The 16,937-nt window shown below is 66.9% G+C and carries 16 protein-coding genes and 3 tRNA genes; 8 read left to right on the plus strand and 11 right to left on the minus strand.

The genetic code is table 11. From position 1 onward, the window contains the following. Positions 1-33 precede the first annotated feature (33 nt). From rpoB to L2U69_RS16070, 11 genes are all read right to left on the minus strand, one after another. The gene (rpoB, locus tag L2U69_RS16020; RefSeq protein ID WP_236108138.1) at positions 34-4,149 is read right to left on the minus strand and encodes a DNA-directed RNA polymerase subunit beta; all 4,116 of its coding nucleotides are present in this window, start codon (positions 4,147-4,149) and stop codon (positions 34-36) included. Positions 4,150-4,310: 161 nt separating this feature from the next. After that, on the minus strand, positions 4,311-4,691 hold the full coding sequence (rplL, locus tag L2U69_RS16025) for a 50S ribosomal protein L7/L12 (protein ID WP_236108139.1): 381 nt from the start codon (positions 4,689-4,691) through the stop codon (positions 4,311-4,313). A gap of 45 nt (positions 4,692-4,736) precedes the next feature. Further along, the gene (gene rplJ, locus L2U69_RS16030; RefSeq protein WP_329605418.1) at positions 4,737-5,261 is read right to left on the minus strand and encodes a 50S ribosomal protein L10; all 525 of its coding nucleotides are present in this window, start codon (positions 5,259-5,261) and stop codon (positions 4,737-4,739) included. Between the two features lie 341 nt (positions 5,262-5,602). Then, positions 5,603-6,298 (minus strand): 50S ribosomal protein L1, encoded by a 696-nt coding sequence (gene rplA / locus L2U69_RS16035; protein ID WP_236108140.1) that lies wholly within the window; start codon positions 6,296-6,298, stop codon positions 5,603-5,605. A gap of 4 nt (positions 6,299-6,302) precedes the next feature. Then, positions 6,303-6,731: a 50S ribosomal protein L11 gene (rplK, locus tag L2U69_RS16040; protein WP_236108141.1), complete on the minus strand. Its 429-nt coding sequence runs from the start codon at positions 6,729-6,731 to the stop codon at positions 6,303-6,305. Positions 6,732-6,879: 148 nt separating this feature from the next. Then, entirely contained in the window at positions 6,880-7,410 is a 531-nt protein-coding gene (gene nusG / locus L2U69_RS16045) for a transcription termination/antitermination protein NusG (protein ID WP_236108142.1), read from the minus strand. Between the two features lie 4 nt (positions 7,411-7,414). Further along, positions 7,415-7,612, minus strand: coding sequence for a preprotein translocase subunit SecE (gene secE / locus L2U69_RS16050; RefSeq protein WP_236108143.1), 198 nt, complete (start codon positions 7,610-7,612; stop codon positions 7,415-7,417). A gap of 177 nt (positions 7,613-7,789) precedes the next feature. Then, positions 7,790-7,865: transfer RNA gene (locus L2U69_RS16055), tRNA-Trp, on the minus strand. A gap of 29 nt (positions 7,866-7,894) precedes the next feature. After that, complete coding sequence (gene tuf / locus L2U69_RS16060; protein WP_236108121.1) at positions 7,895-9,085, minus strand: elongation factor Tu; 1,191 nt, start codon at positions 9,083-9,085, stop codon at positions 7,895-7,897. Positions 9,086-9,194: 109 nt separating this feature from the next. Further along, positions 9,195-9,268 (minus strand) — tRNA-Gly (locus tag L2U69_RS16065). Positions 9,269-9,362: 94 nt separating this feature from the next. Further along, a tRNA-Tyr gene (locus L2U69_RS16070) sits at positions 9,363-9,448 on the minus strand. Positions 9,449-9,716: 268 nt separating this feature from the next. Between L2U69_RS16070 and L2U69_RS16075 the strand changes: the two genes are divergently transcribed. The 8 genes from L2U69_RS16075 to L2U69_RS16110 all read left to right on the plus strand — a co-directional run bounded on the left by L2U69_RS16075 (position 9,717) and on the right by L2U69_RS16110 (position 16,913). Beyond that, on the plus strand, positions 9,717-10,418 hold the full coding sequence (locus tag L2U69_RS16075) for a TetR/AcrR family transcriptional regulator (RefSeq protein ID WP_236108144.1): 702 nt from the start codon (positions 9,717-9,719) through the stop codon (positions 10,416-10,418). After that, complete coding sequence (locus L2U69_RS16080; RefSeq protein WP_236108145.1) at positions 10,415-11,392, plus strand: HlyD family secretion protein; 978 nt, start codon at positions 10,415-10,417, stop codon at positions 11,390-11,392. Before L2U69_RS16075 ends, L2U69_RS16080 begins: the two co-directional genes overlap by 4 nt. Next, positions 11,389-12,318, plus strand: coding sequence for an ABC transporter ATP-binding protein (locus tag L2U69_RS16085; RefSeq protein ID WP_236108146.1), 930 nt, complete (start codon positions 11,389-11,391; stop codon positions 12,316-12,318). Before L2U69_RS16080 ends, L2U69_RS16085 begins: the two co-directional genes overlap by 4 nt. Further along, positions 12,315-13,457 (plus strand): ABC transporter permease, encoded by a 1,143-nt coding sequence (locus tag L2U69_RS16090; protein WP_236108147.1) that lies wholly within the window; start codon positions 12,315-12,317, stop codon positions 13,455-13,457. The genes L2U69_RS16085 and L2U69_RS16090 overlap by 4 nt, the downstream gene beginning before the upstream one ends. A gap of 36 nt (positions 13,458-13,493) precedes the next feature. Then, positions 13,494-14,372: a 23S rRNA (guanosine(2251)-2'-O)-methyltransferase RlmB gene (rlmB, locus tag L2U69_RS16095; RefSeq protein ID WP_236108148.1), complete on the plus strand. Its 879-nt coding sequence runs from the start codon at positions 13,494-13,496 to the stop codon at positions 14,370-14,372. 25 nt (positions 14,373-14,397) lie between these two features. Beyond that, positions 14,398-15,327 carry an oxidoreductase gene (locus L2U69_RS16100; protein WP_236108149.1) on the plus strand — a complete coding sequence of 310 codons (930 nt, stop codon included), beginning with the start codon at positions 14,398-14,400 and terminating at the stop codon, positions 15,325-15,327. 132 nt (positions 15,328-15,459) lie between these two features. Continuing rightward, on the plus strand, positions 15,460-16,044 hold the full coding sequence (locus L2U69_RS16105) for a PadR family transcriptional regulator (protein ID WP_236108150.1): 585 nt from the start codon (positions 15,460-15,462) through the stop codon (positions 16,042-16,044). Further along, positions 16,041-16,913: a metal-dependent hydrolase gene (locus L2U69_RS16110; RefSeq protein ID WP_236108151.1), complete on the plus strand. Its 873-nt coding sequence runs from the start codon at positions 16,041-16,043 to the stop codon at positions 16,911-16,913. Before L2U69_RS16105 ends, L2U69_RS16110 begins: the two co-directional genes overlap by 4 nt. The last annotated feature ends 24 nt before the right edge of the window (positions 16,914-16,937 follow it).

The raw sequence follows: 16,937 nt of genomic DNA on the forward strand, positions 1-16,937 counted from the left end.
TCGAATGCGGCATGAACATGGACGTCGCGCGGATCACGCGACGTCCTTGCCGCCCATGTCGACGTTCAGGCCCAGCGACCGCATTTCCATGACGAGAACGTTGAACGATTCCGGAATACCGGCCTCGAAATTGTCCTCGCCGCGCACGATCGCCTCATAGACCTTGGTACGGCCAGCGACGTCGTCCGACTTCACGGTCAGCATCTCCTGGAGGGTATAGGCGGCGCCGTAAGCCTGCAGCGCCCAGACCTCCATTTCACCGAAGCGCTGGCCGCCGAACTGGGCCTTGCCGCCCAGCGGCTGCTGGGTGACGAGGCTGTAGGGACCGATCGACCTGGCGTGGATCTTGTCGTCCACCAGGTGATGCAGCTTCAGCATATAGATGTAGCCGACCGTGACCTTGCGGTCGAAGGCTTCGCCCGTGCGGCCGTCGATCAGGGTGCTCTGGCCCGAGGTGGCGAAGCCCGCCCGCTCCAGATAATCCTCGATGTCGGCCGGCTGGGCACCGTCGAACACAGGGGTCGCCATGGGCACGCCGCGGCGCAGGTTCTCGGCCATCTCGAGGAGTTCGCGATCCTCGAGCGGTTCGATCTTCTGCGCGTATTCGGCGGGCGAATAGACGTTCGCCAGCTTCTCGCGCAGTGCCGCCACCTGTTCGGCGCCGCGACGGATCTTGTCCGCCGCCTCGCCGATCTGGCGGCCGATGCCGGCCGCGGCCCAGCCCAGATGGGTCTCCAGGATCTGGCCGACGTTCATGCGCGACGGCACGCCCAGCGGGTTCAGCACGATGTCGACGTTGGTGCCGTCCTCGAGATAGGGCATGTCCTCGCGCGGCATGATGCGCGAGATGACGCCCTTGTTGCCGTGGCGGCCCGCCATCTTGTCGCCGGGCTGGAGCTTGCGCTTCACCGCGACGAAGACCTTGACCATCTTCATCACGCCGGGCTGCAGCTCGTCGCCGCGCTGAAGTTTCTCGACCTTGTCCTCGAAGCGCTTCTGCAGGCGATCCTTGGCGTCGTCGAAGTGATGCTTCAGGGCCTCGATGTCGAGGTTGGCCTGCTCGTCGCCCTTGAGCGCGATCTGCCACCACTGGCCCTTGGTCAGCTCGCCGAGGCTCGCCTCGTCGACCGTGGTGCCGGCGCGCATGCCCTTCGGGCCGGACGCGACCAGCTTGCCCATCAGGTTCGCCTTCAGGCGGCCGTAGACGTTGCGCTCCAGGATCGCGAGTTCGTCGTCGCGGTCCTTGGCCAGCGTCTCGATCTGCTCGCGCTCGATCGCCAGCGCACGCTCGTCCTTGTCGACGCCGTGGCGGTTGAAGACGCGGACCTCGACCACCGTGCCGGCCACGCCCGGCGGCAGGCGCAGCGAGGTATCGCGCACGTCCGACGCCTTTTCGCCGAAGATGGCACGCAGCAGCTTCTCTTCCGGCGTCATCGGGCTTTCGCCCTTCGGCGTCACCTTGCCGACCAGGATGTCGCCCGGCTTCACCTCGGCGCCGATGTAGACGATGCCCGCCTCGTCGAGGTTCTTCAGGCCTTCTTCACCGATGTTCGGGATGTCGCGGGTGATTTCCTCGGGCCCGAGCTTGGTGTCGCGGGCCATCACCTCGAATTCCTCGATGTGGATCGAGGTGAAGACGTCCTCCGACACGATCCGCTCCGAGATCAGGATCGAATCCTCGAAGTTGTAGCCGTTCCACGGCATGAACGCGACGAGCACGTTCCGGCCGAGCGCCAGTTCGCCCAGTTCGGTCGAGGGGCCGTCGGCGATGATGTCGCCCTGGGCCACGCGGTCGCCCACCTTCACAAGCGGACGCTGGGTGATGCAGGTGTTCTGGTTGGAACGCTGGAACTTCGACAGACGGTAGATGTCGACGCCCGAGGCCGCCGGATCCGTCTCCTCGGTGGCACGCACGACGATGCGGGTACCGTCGATCTGGTCCACCACGCCCGACCGGCGCGCGACGATGGTGACGCCGGAATCCCGGGCCACCGTCGCTTCCATGCCGGTGCCGACCAGCGGCGCTTCCGCCTTGATCAGGGGCACGGCCTGGCGCTGCATGTTCGAGCCCATGAGGGCGCGGTTGGCGTCGTCGTTCTCGAGGAACGGGATGAGCGCCGCGGCGACCGAGACCAGCTGCTTCGGCGACACGTCCATCAGCTGGATGGTCGAGGGCAGGCGCATCTCGAACTCGCCCGCCTCGCGGCAGGACACCATGTCGGCGACGAAGCGGCGGTCCTCGTCCAGCTCCGCGTTGGCCTGGGCGATGACGTATTTGCCCTCTTCCATGGCCGAGAGATAGACGACCTCATTGGTCACCTGCCCGTCCACCACCTTGCGATAGGGAGTCTCGATGAAACCGTACTGGTTCACGCGGGCATAGGTCGCGAGCGAGTTGATCAGGCCGATGTTCGGGCCTTCCGGCGTCTCGATCGGGCAGATGCGGCCGTAGTGGGTCGGGTGCACGTCGCGCACCTCGAAGCCCGCGCGCTCGCGGGTCAGACCGCCCGGGCCGAGGGCCGAGAGACGGCGCTTGTGCGTGATCTCGGACAGCGGGTTGGTCTGGTCCATGAACTGCGAGAGCTGGGACGAGCCGAAGAACTCGCGCACCGCCGCCGCCGCCGGCTTCGCATTGATCAGGTCGTGCGGCATCACGGTCGCGATCTCGACCGAGGACATGCGCTCGCGGATCGCCCGCTCCATGCGAAGGAGACCGATGCGGTACTGGTTCTCCATCAGCTCGCCGACCGAGCGGACGCGACGGTTGCCCAGGTGATCGATGTCGTCGATCTCGCCCCGGCCGTCCTTCAGTTCGACCAGGGTCTTGATGACGGCCAGGATGTCTTCCTTGCGCAGCGTGCGCTGGGTGTCCGGCGTCTCGAGGCTGAGGCGCGAATTCATCTTCACGCGACCGACGGCCGAGAGGTCGTAACGCTCCTCGTCGAACAGCAGGCCCTCGAACAGCGCGGAGGCGGTCTCGAGGGTCGGCGGCTCGCCCGGGCGCATGACGCGGTAGATCTCGATCAGCGCCTGTTCGTAGGCCTGGCTCTTGTCCGCCATCATGGTGTTGCGGATATAGGGGCCGACCGTGACGTGATCGATGTCGAGCGCGGCGAATTCCTCGACGCCCGCCTCGTCCAGCACCTTGACGCTGGCTTCGGTCAGTTCCTCGCCGGCCTCGATCAGGATCTCGCCGGTCTCTTCGTTGATCATGTCGTTGGCGGCATAGCGCCCGACCAGATCGCTCGACTGGACGAAGAGTTCCTCGACGCCTTCCTCGGCCAGCTTCTTGGCCATGCGCGGCGTCACCTTGGTGCCGGCGGCGACCACGACCTTGCCGGTCTTGGCGTCGATCAGATCGACCAGCGGCTTCACGCCGCGCAGACGCTCCGGCTCGAACGGGGTGCGCCACTGGCCCTGGCCGGCGGTGCCCGAACGGCGGAACAGGATGCTGCGATAGAAGTGGTTCAGGATCTCTTCCGCGGTCAGGCCCAGGGCGAACAGCAGCGTCGTCACCGGCAGCTTGCGGCGACGGTCGATGCGCACATGGACGATGTCCTTGGCGTCGAATTCGAAGTCGAGCCAGGAACCGCGATAGGGGATCACGCGGGCGGCGAAGAGATACTTGCCGCTGGAATGGGTCTTGCCCCGGTCATGGTCGAAGAAGACGCCGGGCGAACGGTGCATCTGGGAGACGATGACGCGCTCGGTGCCATTGACCACGAAGGTGCCGTTGGCCGTCATCAGGGGCATGTCGCCCATGTAGACGTCCTGTTCCTTGATATCGAGGACGGACTTGGCGCCGGTGTCCTCGTCGGTTTCGAAGACGATGAGGCGCAGCGTCACCTTCAGCGGAGCCGCGAAGGTCATGCCGCGCTGCTGGCATTCGTCGACGTCGTATTTCGGATGCTCGAATTCGTATTTCACGAACTCGAGATGAGCGTTCTCGGAAAAGTCCTTGATCGGGAAGACCGACTTGAACACGCCCTGGATGCCGGTGTCGGTGCGGTTTTCGGCAGCGACATCCATCTGCAGGAACTGATCGTAGCTCGACTTCTGAACCTCGATCAGGTTCGGCATGGTCGTCACTTCGGGAATACGTCCGAAGCTCTTACGGACCCGCTTGCGGCCAGTGAACGAAATCGCCATGGGACCCTCGCGACAACATCTCTCTGCGCTTCATTCGATCGGATGCGGAACGGCGCGCAGTCCTCGTTCCAACATCGCCCATCCGGGCCGGCCCTTCGACGGAAGGGAAGGAACCGGGGACGGGCGAACCCGCCCCCGATCCGAATTCGGCGAAAGCCGAATTACTTGACGGTGACCTTGGCGCCAGCCGACTCGATCTGTTCCTTGATCTTGTTGGCTTCGTCCTTGGACACGCCGGCCTTGACTTCCTTCGGCGCGGCTTCGACCAGGTCCTTGGCTTCCTTGAGGCCGAGACCGGTGACGGCGCGGACTTCCTTGATCACGTTGATCTTCTTGTCGCCGGCGGCTTCGAGGATCACGGTGAACTCGGTCTGCTCTTCGGCAGCGGGGGCAGCAGCGGCGGCACCACCGCCAGCGGCGGCAACGGCGACCGGAGCGGCGGCGGAAACGCCCCACTTGTCTTCGAGCATCTTCGACAGTTCGGCGGCTTCGAGAACGGTCAGCGCCGAGAGTTCTTCAACGATACGGGCCAGATCAGCCATTTTGATACGTCCTTACTTGAGACTGGATTGGGTTGGTACGGAGGCTCACGCCGCCTGCTCTTCGTCCTTCTTGGCATAGGCCGCCAGCACCCGGGCGACCTGACCGCCGGGCGCCTGCAGCACCGAAGCGATCCGAGACGCGGGGGTCTGGAGCATGCCAAGCAGCTTGCCACGCAGTTCGTCCAGCGACGGCAGGGTCGCGAGGGCTTCGATACCCCCGACGTCCAGCGCCTGGCCGCCCATGACCGCGCCCTGAAGAACGTATTTCTTGTTCTTCTTGGCGTATTCGACCGCGACCTTGGCCGCGGCGACGGGATCGGTCGAATAGGCGATCGCGGTCGGACCCTTCATGAGATCCGACAGGCCTTCGAACTTCGTGTCCTTGAGAGCAAGCTTGGTGAGCCGGTTCTTGGAAACCTTGAAGCTGGCACCGGCAGCACGCATCTGGCGACGGAGATCGGTGATCTCCGAAACCGTCAGCCCGCTGTAGTGACCGACAACCACCAGCGACGTCTCGTTGAAGACGTCCGAGAGGTTCTCGACCAGCTCCTTCTTTGCGGCTCTGTCCACCTTGTTACTCCCGAGTTGCCCGATGGCGCGACCTGCGCCGCCGGGCCGTTTCTGCCAGAACCGAGGGGCATGCCCCGCGATCCGTGACACCTGTCCCAGGAAAGACCCAATCGCAGTCCCCGACGCATGGCCGGGGCCGAATTCTGTCTACTCCCGTCTATGCTGGCGAATTTTAAGCACCCAGGGCAGGAACCCGGGGCGCGCCGGCAGTCTCGGACAGGGCGACGATCCGTTGCCGGACCGCCCCTTCCCGGAAAGAATGCGAGCATTCTCGCCGGGAAACCTCGAAAGTCCCCCGGCCCTGCGGCCGGGAGACCCTCGAATTCACATTGGGTGAAGCGTCAGGAAACGACCGACGACACTTCGACCCGGATGCCGGGGCCCATGGAGGAGGACACGGCCACCTTCTTCAGGTAGGTGCCCTTGGCGCCCGTCGGCTTCGCGCGCGACACCGCGTCGACGAAAGCCTTGATGTTCTCTTCCAGCGCTTCCGGCGAGAAGCTCGCCTTGCCGACGCCGGCCTGCATGACGCCGGCCTTCTCGACGCGGAACTGGACCTGACCGCCCTTGGCCGCCTTGATCGCCTCGGCGACATTGGCGGTCACGGTGCCGAGCTTCGGGTTCGGCATCAGGCCGCGCGGGCCGAGCACCTTGCCGAGCTTGCCGACCACCACCATCATGTCGGGGGTGGCGATGCAGCGGTCGAAGTTGATGTTGCCGGCCTGGATCTCGGCCGCGAGGTCGTCCGCGCCGACGAGATCGGCACCGGCGGCCTTGGCCGCATCGGCCTTGTCGCCCTTGGCGAAGACGGCGACGCGCACGGTCTTGCCCGTGCCGTGCGGCAGGGTGACGGCGCCGCGCACCATCTGGTCGGCGTGACGCGGATCGACGCCCAGGTTCAGCGCGACCTCGATGGTCTCGTCGAACTTCGCGGTGGCGCGTTCCTTGATCAGCTGGACCGCATCGGCGAGCGGGTAGTTCTTGTTGCGGTCGATACCTTCCGCGGCCTTCTTCAGGCGCTTACCGACGAAAGCCATCCGATTACTCCTTCACCTGGAGGCCCATCGACCGGGCGGAGCCGGCGATCTGGCGCGCGACGGCGTCGACGTCGTTGGAATTCGAGTCCTGGATCTTGATGGCGGCGATCTCGTTGATCTGCGCCATGGTGATCGAACCCACGGTGCCGCGACCCGGGGTGGTGGAACCCTTGTTCAGGTTCACCGCCTTCTTCAGGAAGTAGGTCACCGGCGGCGTCTTGGTCACGAAGGAGAACGACTTGTCCGAATAGACGGTGATCACCACCGGCACCGGAATGCCCTTCTCCATGCTGGCCGTCGCCGCGTTGAACTCCTTGCAGAAGCCCATGATGTTGACGCCGCGCTGACCGAGCGCGGGGCCGATGGGCGGCGAAGGGTTGGCGGCGCCAGCCTTCACCTGCAACTTGATATAACCATCAATCTTCTTCGCCATAACATCCCTCCTGGCCGACCTTCACGCGAAGGCGGCCGGTTGTTCCGGGAGGTCGTGGGTACGGCCCCTGGTGGACTTTTCCAGGATGGCCTCCCTCACCGGCCCCGCGACCGCCATCGGGCGGACCGGAGCCCCTCGCCTATTCCCCTCAGATCTTCTCGACCTGAGAGAATTCCAGTTCGACCGGGGTCGCCCGGCCGAAGATCGAAACCGCGACCTTGAGGCGCGAACGCTCCAGGTCGACATCCTCCACCACGCCGTTGAACGAGGTGAAGGGGCCGTCGGCCACGCGCACCTGCTCGCCGATCTCGAAGGTGATGGTGCTCTTCGGCCGCTCGATGCCCTCCTGCACCTGATGCAGGATGCGCTGAGCCTCGGCCTCGGAGATCGGGGTCGGCTTGCCGGCCGGCCCCAGGAAACCCGTCACCTTCGCGGTGTTCTTGATCAGGTGATAGCCCTGATCGCTCATCTCCATCTTCACCAGGACATAGCCGGGGAAGAACTTGCGCTCGGCCGAGACCTTCTGGCCCCGGCGCACTTCGACCACCTCTTCGGTCGGGACCAGCACCTCGAGGATCTGGTCCTCCATGCCGTGCTGCTCGACCTGCTCGCGGATCGAGCCCGCGACCTTCTTCTCGAAGCCCGAATAGGCGTGAACGATGTACCACCGTGCCGTCATGGCCTTACGCTCCAAAGCCGAGGACGAATTCGACCGCCTTGGAAAGGCCGATGTCGACCACCAGGAAGAACAGCGACGCCACCACCACCATGATGAAGACCATCAGGGTCGTGATGCCGGTCTCCTTGCGCGTCGGCCAGGTCACCTTGGAGACTTCCTGGCGGACCTGCCGGGCAAATTCGATCGGACTCGGCTTGCTCATGCCCTGTCACTCATCCTTGTGCGGCCAACGGCCTTCAGCGGACGTCCCGGCCCGGCATCGGCGCCCGCCCCCTCGCGGGGCCGAAGTACCGACAACGAGCCGAGGGCCGGGACGCGGTCGCCCGCGTCCGGCCCTGGTCCCATTCCTATCTACCGACCGTTCGCCACCCTCGAGAAGTGGCAGGAGTGGAGGGGCTCGAACCCCCAGCCCCCGGTTTTGGAGACCGGTGCTCTACCAATTGAGCTACACTCCTGTAGCCCCGGCCGGGTACCAATCAATACCTTACTTGTCGATTCCGGCGACGACGCCGGCACCGACGGTGCGGCCGCCCTCGCGGATCGCGAAGCGAAGACCTTCGTCCATCGCGATCGGGGCGATCAGCTCGACCGTCATCGCGACATTGTCACCCGGCATCACCATCTCGACGCCGTCCGGCAGCGTCACGATGCCGGTCACGTCCGTCGTCCGGAAATAGAACTGCGGACGGTAGTTGGTGAAGAACGGGGTGTGGCGCCCGCCCTCTTCCTTCGTCAGGATGTAGGCTTCGGCCTTGAACTTCGTGTGCGGCGTGATCGAGCCCGGCTTCGCCAGAACCTGACCGCGCTCCACGTCGTCGCGACCAACGCCGCGCAGCAGCGCGCCGATGTTGTCGCCCGCCTCGCCCTGGTCCAGCAGCTTGCGGAACATCTCGACGCCGGTCACCGTCGTCTTCTTCGTCGCGCGAAGACCGACAATCTCGATTTCCTCGCCGACCTTCACGATGCCGCGCTCGACACGGCCGGTCACGACGGTGCCGCGGCCCGAGATCGAGAACACGTCCTCGATCGGCATCAGGAACGGACGGTCCTTCGGACGCTCCGGCTGCGGGATGTAGTCGTCAACCGCCGCCATCAGCTCCAGAACCGCGTCATGACCCAGCTTCTTGTCCGAGTCGTTCAGCGCGCACAGCGCCGAGCCCCGGATCACCGGAATGTCGTCGCCCGGGAAGTCGTAGGACGACAGCAGCTCGCGAACCTCGAGCTCCACAAGGTCCAGCAGCTCCTCGTCGTCGACCATGTCGCACTTGTTCAGGAACACCACCAGCGACGGCACGCCCACCTGGCGCGCCAGCAGAATGTGCTCGCGGGTCTGCGGCATCGGGCCGTCGGCAGCCGACACGACCAGGATCGCGCCGTCCATCTGCGCCGCACCCGTGATCATGTTCTTCACATAGTCGGCGTGGCCCGGGCAGTCGACGTGCGCGTAGTGCCGGTTCGCCGTCTCGTATTCGACGTGCGCCGTCGAGATCGTGATGCCCCGCGCGCGCTCCTCCGGCGCCTTGTCGATCATGTCATAGGCCGTGAACGACGCACCGCCCGTCTCCGCCAGGACCTTGGTGATCGCCGCCGTCAGCGACGTCTTGCCATGGTCGACGTGACCGATCGTACCGATGTTGCAATGCGGCTTGTCCCGCTTGAAACTTTCCTTGGCCATTTCTGCAGTCCGTCTAAAACATCGACCCAAGATGAAGGGACAGACGGCTTTCGCCGCTGTCCTGAAACTCTCTCAATGCCGGCCGCGGCCGGCGATTTCCTTCCGAGCTTGGAGCGGGTGATGGGAATCGAACCCACACAACCAGCTTGGAAGGCTGGGGCTCTACCATTGAGCTACACCCGCGCGCCAGACAATTCAGCAAGCCACCCGCTTTCGCGTTCCGCCCGTCCGTCGCCGCCGGTCCGCCGCCCTTGCCCGCCCCAGACCCTTAAGTCGATGGTGGAGGGGGTTGGATTCGAACCAACGTAGACATTCGTCGGCAGATTTACAGTCTGCTGCCATTGACCGCTCGGCCACCCCTCCACTCGGGGCTGACGTTCAGGGCGACCTGCCCGCCAGAGCGCCGCACTATGGTCATTTGGCGCGTGCTGTCAATCGGAAACAGAGAAGATTCGAAGGCCCGCGCGAAGGGCGCGGAAAGCGTCGGCCACGGCGGGGGCCCGACAGGCGCCATATGGGGATGCTCGGCCCCGATTCCCAGGGGGGCGGCCCGGCCGGCGACAAAGATCTTGCGCCGATTCCATCTTTCGTCATTAATAACTGAACAGTCAGTTACTAGAAACCATACCCCATGGCCGATCATCCCGACACCGCCGAGGCTTCGCCGCCGCCGCCCGGATCCGGTTCCGAATCCGGTTCCGGACCGCGCTGGCGCCGGCGCAAGGACGCGCGCCCTTCCGAACTGCTGGATGCCGCCCTCGCCGTCTTCATCGAGAAGGGCTTCGCCGCCGCGCGGACGGAGGACATCGCGCGCGCCGCCGGCGTCACCAAGGGCACGGTCTATCTCTATTTCCCGTCGAAACAGGCGATCTTCGAGGCGGTGGTCCGCCGTACCGTGTTCGCCCGGCTGGACCGCGTGCAGAGCCTCTTTTCCGGCCACAGGGGCCCGGTCGCCCCCGTGCTGCGCCGGGTGATCGAGGAATTGGGCACGGAGGTCGCGACCACCGACCTCGCCGCCGTCGCCAAGCTGGTGATCGCCGAGGCCGGCAATTTCCCCGACATCGCGCGCTTCTACCGCAAGGAGGTGATCGCCCGGGGCGAGACCCTGTTCGGCCATGTCTACGGCCTTGGCCGGGCGGCGGGCGAATTTCCCGATCTGCCGGTCGAGACCGTGACCAAGCTGATCATGGGCCCCGTGCTGATCGCCGCCATCTGGCGCACCACCTTCGCCCCGGTGGACGACCGGCCCTTCGATCCCGCCGCCCTGATCCGTGCCCATGCCCGGGTCCTGACCGCCGGCCTCGGTGCTCTCGCCCTGGAGGAAAGACCTTGATCCGCCCTCTCGCCACCGCCCTTCTCGCCCTTGCCCTCGCCGCCCCCCTCGCCGCCTGCGACGACGGCCCGCCGACGACGGTCCAGGGCTATGCCGAAGGCGATTTCGTCGATGTCGCGGCCAACGAGGGCGGGCGCCTGACCGCGCGCCTGGTCGAGGCCGGCGACCGGGTGGCAGCGGGCCAGCCCCTGTTCACCCTGGACGACACGGCCGCGAAGGCCGAGCGCGAACGCGCCGCCGCCAGCCTCGCGGAGGCCCGCGCCCGCCTCGCCGATATCGAGAAGGGCGCGCGCCCCGCCGATCTCGCCGTCCTCGACGCCAATGTCGCCGAAGCCGAGGCCGCCCTCGACAACGCGAGGACCGAACTGGCCCGCACCCGTCGGCTCGAAGTGAGGGCGACCGCCAGCCGCCAGGCCCTGGACCGGGCGGAAACCGCCGCCGCCCAGGCCGAAGCCCGCCTCGCCGCCGCCAGGGCCCAGCGCGCCGCCGCCGCGCTCCCCGCCCGCGACGACCAGTTGAGCGCGGCCACCGCCGCCGTCCGCGCCGCCGAGGCCGCTCTCGCCCAAGCCGACTGGCGCCTCGCCGAACGCCGGGTGGCGGCACCAGCCGCCGGGGTCGTCAGCGAAGTGATCCGCGATCCGGGCGAGGTGGTGGCCGCCGGCGCCCCGGTGCTGACCCTGCTGCCGCCCGACGGCATCAAGATCCGCTTCTTCCTGCCCGAGCCGATGCTGCCCCGGATCGCGCTCGGCGCGACGGTGCGCCTGTCGTGCGACGGCTGCGCCGACGATCTTTCCGCCCGCGTCACCTATATCGCGCCGAAGGAGGAATTCACGCCGCCGACGGTCTATACGATCGAGAACCGGCGCACCTTCGTCTTCATGGTCGAGGCGCGGCAGGCGAGCGGCGCGGCGCTCCGCCCCGGCCAGCCCCTGAGCGTCGATCTGGGGGGTATCAATCTGGAGCCCGCGCCGTGAACGGCGAACTCGCGATCGACGTCACCGGCCTGACCAAGAGCTTCGGCGGCCGCAATGTGGTCGACGACGTCTCGGTCCGGGTCCGGCGCGGCGAGATCATGGGTTTCCTCGGCCCGAACGGCAGCGGCAAGACCACCACCATCCGCCTCCTCTGCGGCCTTCTGGTGCCGGATGCCGGCGAAGGCACCTGCCTCGGCCACGACGTGCTCCGCGAAGGCGAGGCGATCCGCCGCCAGGTCGGCTACATGACCCAGAAGTTCAGTTTCTACGAAGACCTGACGATCGAGGAAAATCTCGCCTTCGTCGCCCGCGTCTTCGAGCTGGACGACCGGCGCGGCCGGGTCGAACGCACGTTGGAACGTCTCGGCCTCGGGAACAGGCGGCGCCAGCTCGCGGGGACACTGTCGGGCGGCTGGAAACAGCGCCTGGCGCTCGCCGCCTGCATCATGCACGAGCCCCGCCTGCTGCTGCTCGACGAACCGACGGCGGGTGTCGACCCCAAGGCCCGGCGCGATTTCTGGGACGAGATCCACGAACTGGCCGAGGACGGCATGACCGTCCTCGTCTCCACCCACTATATGGACGAGGCGGAACGCTGCCACCGCATCGCCTATCTCGCCTACGGCCAGAAGCTGACCGAGGGCACGGTGGACGAGGTGGTGGCGGGCGCCGGCCTGTCCACCTTCACCGTCGACACGCCGGGCGCCGCCGCCCTCTCGCGGCGCCTGCAGGGCCGGCCCGGCGTCGATCTGGTCGCCCCCTTCGGCAATGTCCTGCACATCTCCGGCCGCGACGGCGCGGCGCTCAGGGCGACCCTGGCGGCGGCCGCGGCGGAAGGCCCGGCCTTCGACTTCATCGCCGACCGGCCGACGCTCGAGGATGTGTTCATCCTGCTGATGAACCAGTCGACGGATAATTTCGCATGAGCGCGCACACCGGCCGCTTCCGCCTCTCCCTCGCCCGGCTCTGGGCCATGGTGGTGAAGGAATTCATCCAGATGCGGCGCGACCGCCTGACCTTCGCGCTGCTGGTCGGCATTCCCATCATCCAGCTCACCCTGTTCGGCTTCGCCATCAACAATGATCCCAAGGGCCTGCCGACCATCGTCCATGTCGCCGACGCCGGCCCCCACGGCCGCAGCGTTCTCAGCGCGCTGCGCAATTCCGGCTATTTCCGCCCGACCGAGGAGGCGGTCTCGCGGGCCGAGATAGACCGCGCCCTGGAACTGGGTCGGGTGCAATTCGCCGTCACCATTCCGGCCGGATTCGAGCGCGCGCTGCGCCGGGGCGAACATCCCCAGATCCTGATCGAGGCGGACGCCAGCGACCCCGCCGCCACCGGCAATGCCATCGCCGCCCTGTCGCGGGTGATGACCAATGCCCTGGTTCACGACCGGGGCGACGTGACGCCGGCCGCGCCGCCGCCCTTCGACATCGCCGTGCACCGCCGCTTCAACCCGGAGGGCATCACCCAATACAACATCGTGCCCGGCCTGATCGGCGTCATCCTGACGATGACCATGGTCATCGTCACGGCCATGGCCATGACCCGCGAGCGCGAGCGCGGCACCATGGAGAATCTGCTGGCCATGCCGGTCCGCCCGATCGAGGTCATGCTGGGCAAGATCGTGCCGCCCATCGGCATGGGCGCCATTCAGGTCGCCGTCGTGCTGCTGGCCGCCCGCGCCCTGTTCGACGTGCCCATGACCGGCTCCTTCCCCGCCCTGATGATCGCCGTCATGCTGTTCATCGCCGCCAATCTCTGCGTCGGCTTCACCTTCTCCACCGTCGCCCGCAACCAGTTGCAGGCGATGCAGATGTCCTTCTTCTTCTTTCTCCCGTCGATCCTGCTGTCGGGTTTCATGTTCCCCTTCCGGGGCATGCCGGTCTGGGCCCAGACCATCGGCGAATGCCTGCCGCTGACCCATTTCCTGCGGGTCGTGCGGGGTGTCATGCTGCGCGGCAACGGCTTTGGCGAAGTGGCGGCCAATGCCTGGCCGCTGGTGGTGATCCTGGTGGTGGTCACCTTCGTCGCGCTGCGGCGCTACAAGCGCACGCTCGACTGATTGGCTTGGACGCGCGGGCGCTCTATAACCTCGGCCATGGACAAGCGAAAATCCGGCGGTCGCGGCCCCGCCCCAAAGCAAGGCGCCCCTTCTCGCCCGGCCGGTGGCCGGGGCAGCCGTCCCGCCGGCGGCAAGCCCAACGCGGGCAGGCGCCCCGAGGCGAAGCCGGAAGCGCGCCCGCCGCGCGAGGGCGGGCTGTGGCTCTACGGCCAGCATCCGGTCGTCGCCGCGCTCGAGAATGCGGCGCGGCGCTGTCACCGGCTGGTCGCGGTCGCGACCGACATGGAGGATCTGCCGCCCCCGGTCCGCCGCGCCGTCGAGGCCCGGGGCCTTCCCGTCGAATTCGCCGAGCGCGACGTGCTGGAGCGGATCCTGCCGCCCGCCTCGGTCCATCAGGGTCTCGCCCTCAAGGTCGAGCCGCTGGAGGAACTGGCGCTGGACGAAGCCTGCGCACGGGACGACGGCGAACGGGCCGTGGTGGTCGTGCTCGACCAGGTGACCGATCCCCACAACGTCGGCGCCATTCTCCGCTCCGCCGCCGCCTTCGGGGCCCGCGCCGTCGTCGTCACCGACCGCCATGCCCCCGGTGCAACCGCCGTGATGGCGAAATCCGCCTCGGGCGCGCTGGACGTCATTCCGCTGGTCCGCGTCGTCAACCTCGCCCGCGCCCTCGACGATCTCGGGGCCATGGGTTACTGGCGGATCGCCCTCGATGCCGACGCCCCCGCGACCCTGGCCGCGACCGATACCACCGGCGCCGTCGCCATCGTCCTCGGCGCCGAAGGGGTGGGGCTGCGCCGCCTGACGCGGGAGCGTTGCGACGCCGTCGCCAAACTGCCGATCCGGGGCATGGAATCGCTGAACGTGTCGAACGCGGCGGCGGTCGCCCTCTATGAATTGATCCGCGACGCCTGACGAAGAAGAACCGGGGGGAAGAGACATGGCCTGGACGATCAACGACGTGCCCGATCAGAGCGGCCGGACGGCCGTCGTCACCGGCGCCAATTCGGGCCTCGGCTATCACACCGCCAATGTCCTGGCGGCGCGCGGCGCCCGCGTGATCCTGGCCTGCCGCGACGGCGCCAAGGCCGAGCCGGCGGTCGACGCCATCCGCGCCAATCACCCGGGCGCCCAGGCCGAATTCCGCCATCTCGACCTCGCCGACCTGCAATCGGTGGAGAGTTTCGCCACGGCGCTGGCGGCCGACCTCGAAAGCCTCGACCTGCTCGTCAACAATGCGGGCGTGATGGCCCTGCCGCTCACGCGGACGCGGGACGGCTTCGAGATGCAGGTGGGCACCAACCACCTCGGCCATTTCGCCCTGACCGGCCGCCTGCTGCCGCTCCTCGCAAGGACGCCGGGGGCCCGTGTCGTCACCGTCGCCAGCCTCGCCCACAAGATGGGCCTGATCGACGCCGAGGATCTGAATTGGGAGAAACGGCGCTACGACAAGTGGCAGGCCTACGGCCAGGCCAAGCTCGCCAATCTGGTCTTCGCCCATGAATTGGACCGGCGCCTGAAGGCGGCGGACAGCGCGCCGATCTCGGTCGCCGCCCATCCGGGCTTCGCCGCCACCAACCTCCTGATGGCCGGCCCGCGCATGGAGAATTCGCGTCTCGGCAAAATGGCCATGGCGGCGGGCGGTGCCTTCTTCGCCCAATCGGCCGATCGGGGCGCCATCCCGATCCTGCATGCGGCGACGGCCCCCGGGGTCGACGCCGGCTCCTACTGGGGGCCCGACGGCATGGGTGAACTCTGGGGCCGGGTGCCGAAACCGGCCCGCGCCCTGCAGAAGGCCCGCAATCCCGAGACCGGGCGCAAGCTCTGGGCTCTCTCGGAACGGCTGACCGGCGTCCAATACCTCGACTGATCGCCCCCCGGTTCCGCAACCGGCGCCATCGCTCCCGCCCCGCCGGCGGCGGGCGGCGGCGCTCCGCGCCCTGCCCCCGCACCTTGACCATATGTGCAAAGTGTCATATGAAACTTGCGGGGAGATCAGACAATGGCGCTGCGTGACGCAATTCTCGTCAGCCTCGGCGACGGACCGATGTCCGGCTACGACCTCGCGAAGCATTTCGACGAGACCATCGGCTTCTTCTGGCGCGCCACCCATTCCCAGATCTATCGCGAACTCGCCAAGCTGAAGGATCGCGGCCTCGTCACCAGCGAGCACGTGCCACAATCCGGGCGGCCGAACCGCATCCTCTATTCCGTCACCGACAAGGGCCGCGAGGCGCTGCTGGAATGGTCGCGCCAGCCGGCGGCGGCGGACCCCGTGAAGGATGACTTCCTGGTCCGCCTCTACGGTCTCGAGCACATGGACATGGATGCCCTGCTGGAGCATCTGAACCAGCGCCTCGAAGGCCATCGGGAACGCCTGGCGAAATTCAGCCGGATCGCGGCCGAGGCGAGGCCCCGGACCCTCGGCGAACTCGGCCGGCTGCGCGGTCTCGAGATCGGGCTGCGCTACGAGCGCGAATGGGCGCAATGGTGCGAGGAGACCTTGCAGGCCCTCTCGCCCGAGAACATCGCGCGGTTCGACACGGTCGTCCCGCTCGACAATAAGAAAGGGAGGCCCAAACAATGACGGCAACGACCAAGCCGCACGACATCGTCGTCCGCAGGATACCCTTCGCCTTCGACGAGCGCATCGACCCGGTCTGGAACCCCGCGAAGCCGGAATGGAGCCATATGGTCAACGGTGCCTCGCTGACCATGCCCTATCTCGAACCCTTTCTGATCCGGACGGCCCGCGAGGCGATGGCGCAGGTCGAAGACCCCGGCCTGAAGGAAGACATCCGCGGCTTCATCGCCCAGGAAGGCCAGCACTATCAGAACCACCGACGCTACAACGAGCTTCTGAAGGCCAAGGGCTATCCCGAACTGGCGGACGTCGAAGCGGAAATGGAAGCCGATTTCGCCCGCATCCAGGAAAAGCCGCTGCGCTGGCGGGTCGCCTATACGGCCGGCTTCGAGACCATGACCATGGGCATCACGGAATGGCTGATCACCAACCGCCGGGACCTGTTCGGCGGCGCCGACCCTGCCGTGACCTCCTTCGTGCTGTGGCACATGGTGGAGGAGACCGAGCACAAGACCGTCGCCTTCGATCTCTACAAGGCGCTCTACGACGATTACTGGCCGCGTGTCTGGGGCATCGTCTGCGGCAGCCTGCATGTCATGAAATACAGCCGCAAAGCCTATGTCCTCATGCTGAAGAAGGACGGGCGCTGGCGCGACTGGCGCAGCCGGCTGCGCACCATGCGCATGGGCGCCGCCTTCCTGATCAACGTCGGCCGGCTGCTCGTCGGCTCGATGCGGCCGGGCCATCACCCGGACCGGGTGTCCGATCCCGACTGGGTCCGCCAGTGGACGGAGGCCTATGCCGGCCTGCCGGCCCAGCACATCCCGCTTCTGGATACGGCCGATCCCGACATACCCGCACGCTTCGCCTGAAGAAAAGCGCCGACGACGAGGGAA

Source organism: Zavarzinia marina (assembly GCF_021568905.1).
Taxonomy (GTDB): Bacteria; Pseudomonadota; Alphaproteobacteria; order Zavarziniales; family Zavarziniaceae; genus Zavarzinia; species Zavarzinia marina.

Bases quoted from the DNA above. Each gene is read 5' to 3' on its own strand.
- rpoB (WP_236108138.1), bottom strand. From the start codon at position 4,149: ATGGCGATTTCGTTCACTGGCCGCAAGCGGGTCCGTAAGAGCTTCGGA.
- rplL (WP_236108139.1), bottom strand. From the start codon at position 4,691: ATGGCTGATCTGGCCCGTATCGTTGAAGAACTCTCGGCGCTGACCGTT.
- rplA (WP_236108140.1), bottom strand. From the start codon at position 6,298: ATGGCTTTCGTCGGTAAGCGCCTGAAGAAGGCCGCGGAAGGTATCGAC.
- rplK (WP_236108141.1), bottom strand. From the start codon at position 6,731: ATGGCGAAGAAGATTGATGGTTATATCAAGTTGCAGGTGAAGGCTGGC.
- nusG (WP_236108142.1), bottom strand. From the start codon at position 7,410: ATGACGGCACGGTGGTACATCGTTCACGCCTATTCGGGCTTCGAGAAG.
- secE (WP_236108143.1), bottom strand. From the start codon at position 7,612: ATGAGCAAGCCGAGTCCGATCGAATTTGCCCGGCAGGTCCGCCAGGAA.
- tuf (WP_236108121.1), bottom strand. From the start codon at position 9,085: ATGGCCAAGGAAAGTTTCAAGCGGGACAAGCCGCATTGCAACATCGGT.
- L2U69_RS16075 (WP_236108144.1), top strand. From the start codon at position 9,717: ATGGCCGATCATCCCGACACCGCCGAGGCTTCGCCGCCGCCGCCCGGA.
- L2U69_RS16090 (WP_236108147.1), top strand. From the start codon at position 12,315: ATGAGCGCGCACACCGGCCGCTTCCGCCTCTCCCTCGCCCGGCTCTGG.
- rlmB (WP_236108148.1), top strand. From the start codon at position 13,494: ATGGACAAGCGAAAATCCGGCGGTCGCGGCCCCGCCCCAAAGCAAGGC.
- L2U69_RS16100 (WP_236108149.1), top strand. From the start codon at position 14,398: ATGGCCTGGACGATCAACGACGTGCCCGATCAGAGCGGCCGGACGGCC.
- L2U69_RS16105 (WP_236108150.1), top strand. From the start codon at position 15,460: ATGGCGCTGCGTGACGCAATTCTCGTCAGCCTCGGCGACGGACCGATG.
- L2U69_RS16110 (WP_236108151.1), top strand. From the start codon at position 16,041: ATGACGGCAACGACCAAGCCGCACGACATCGTCGTCCGCAGGATACCC.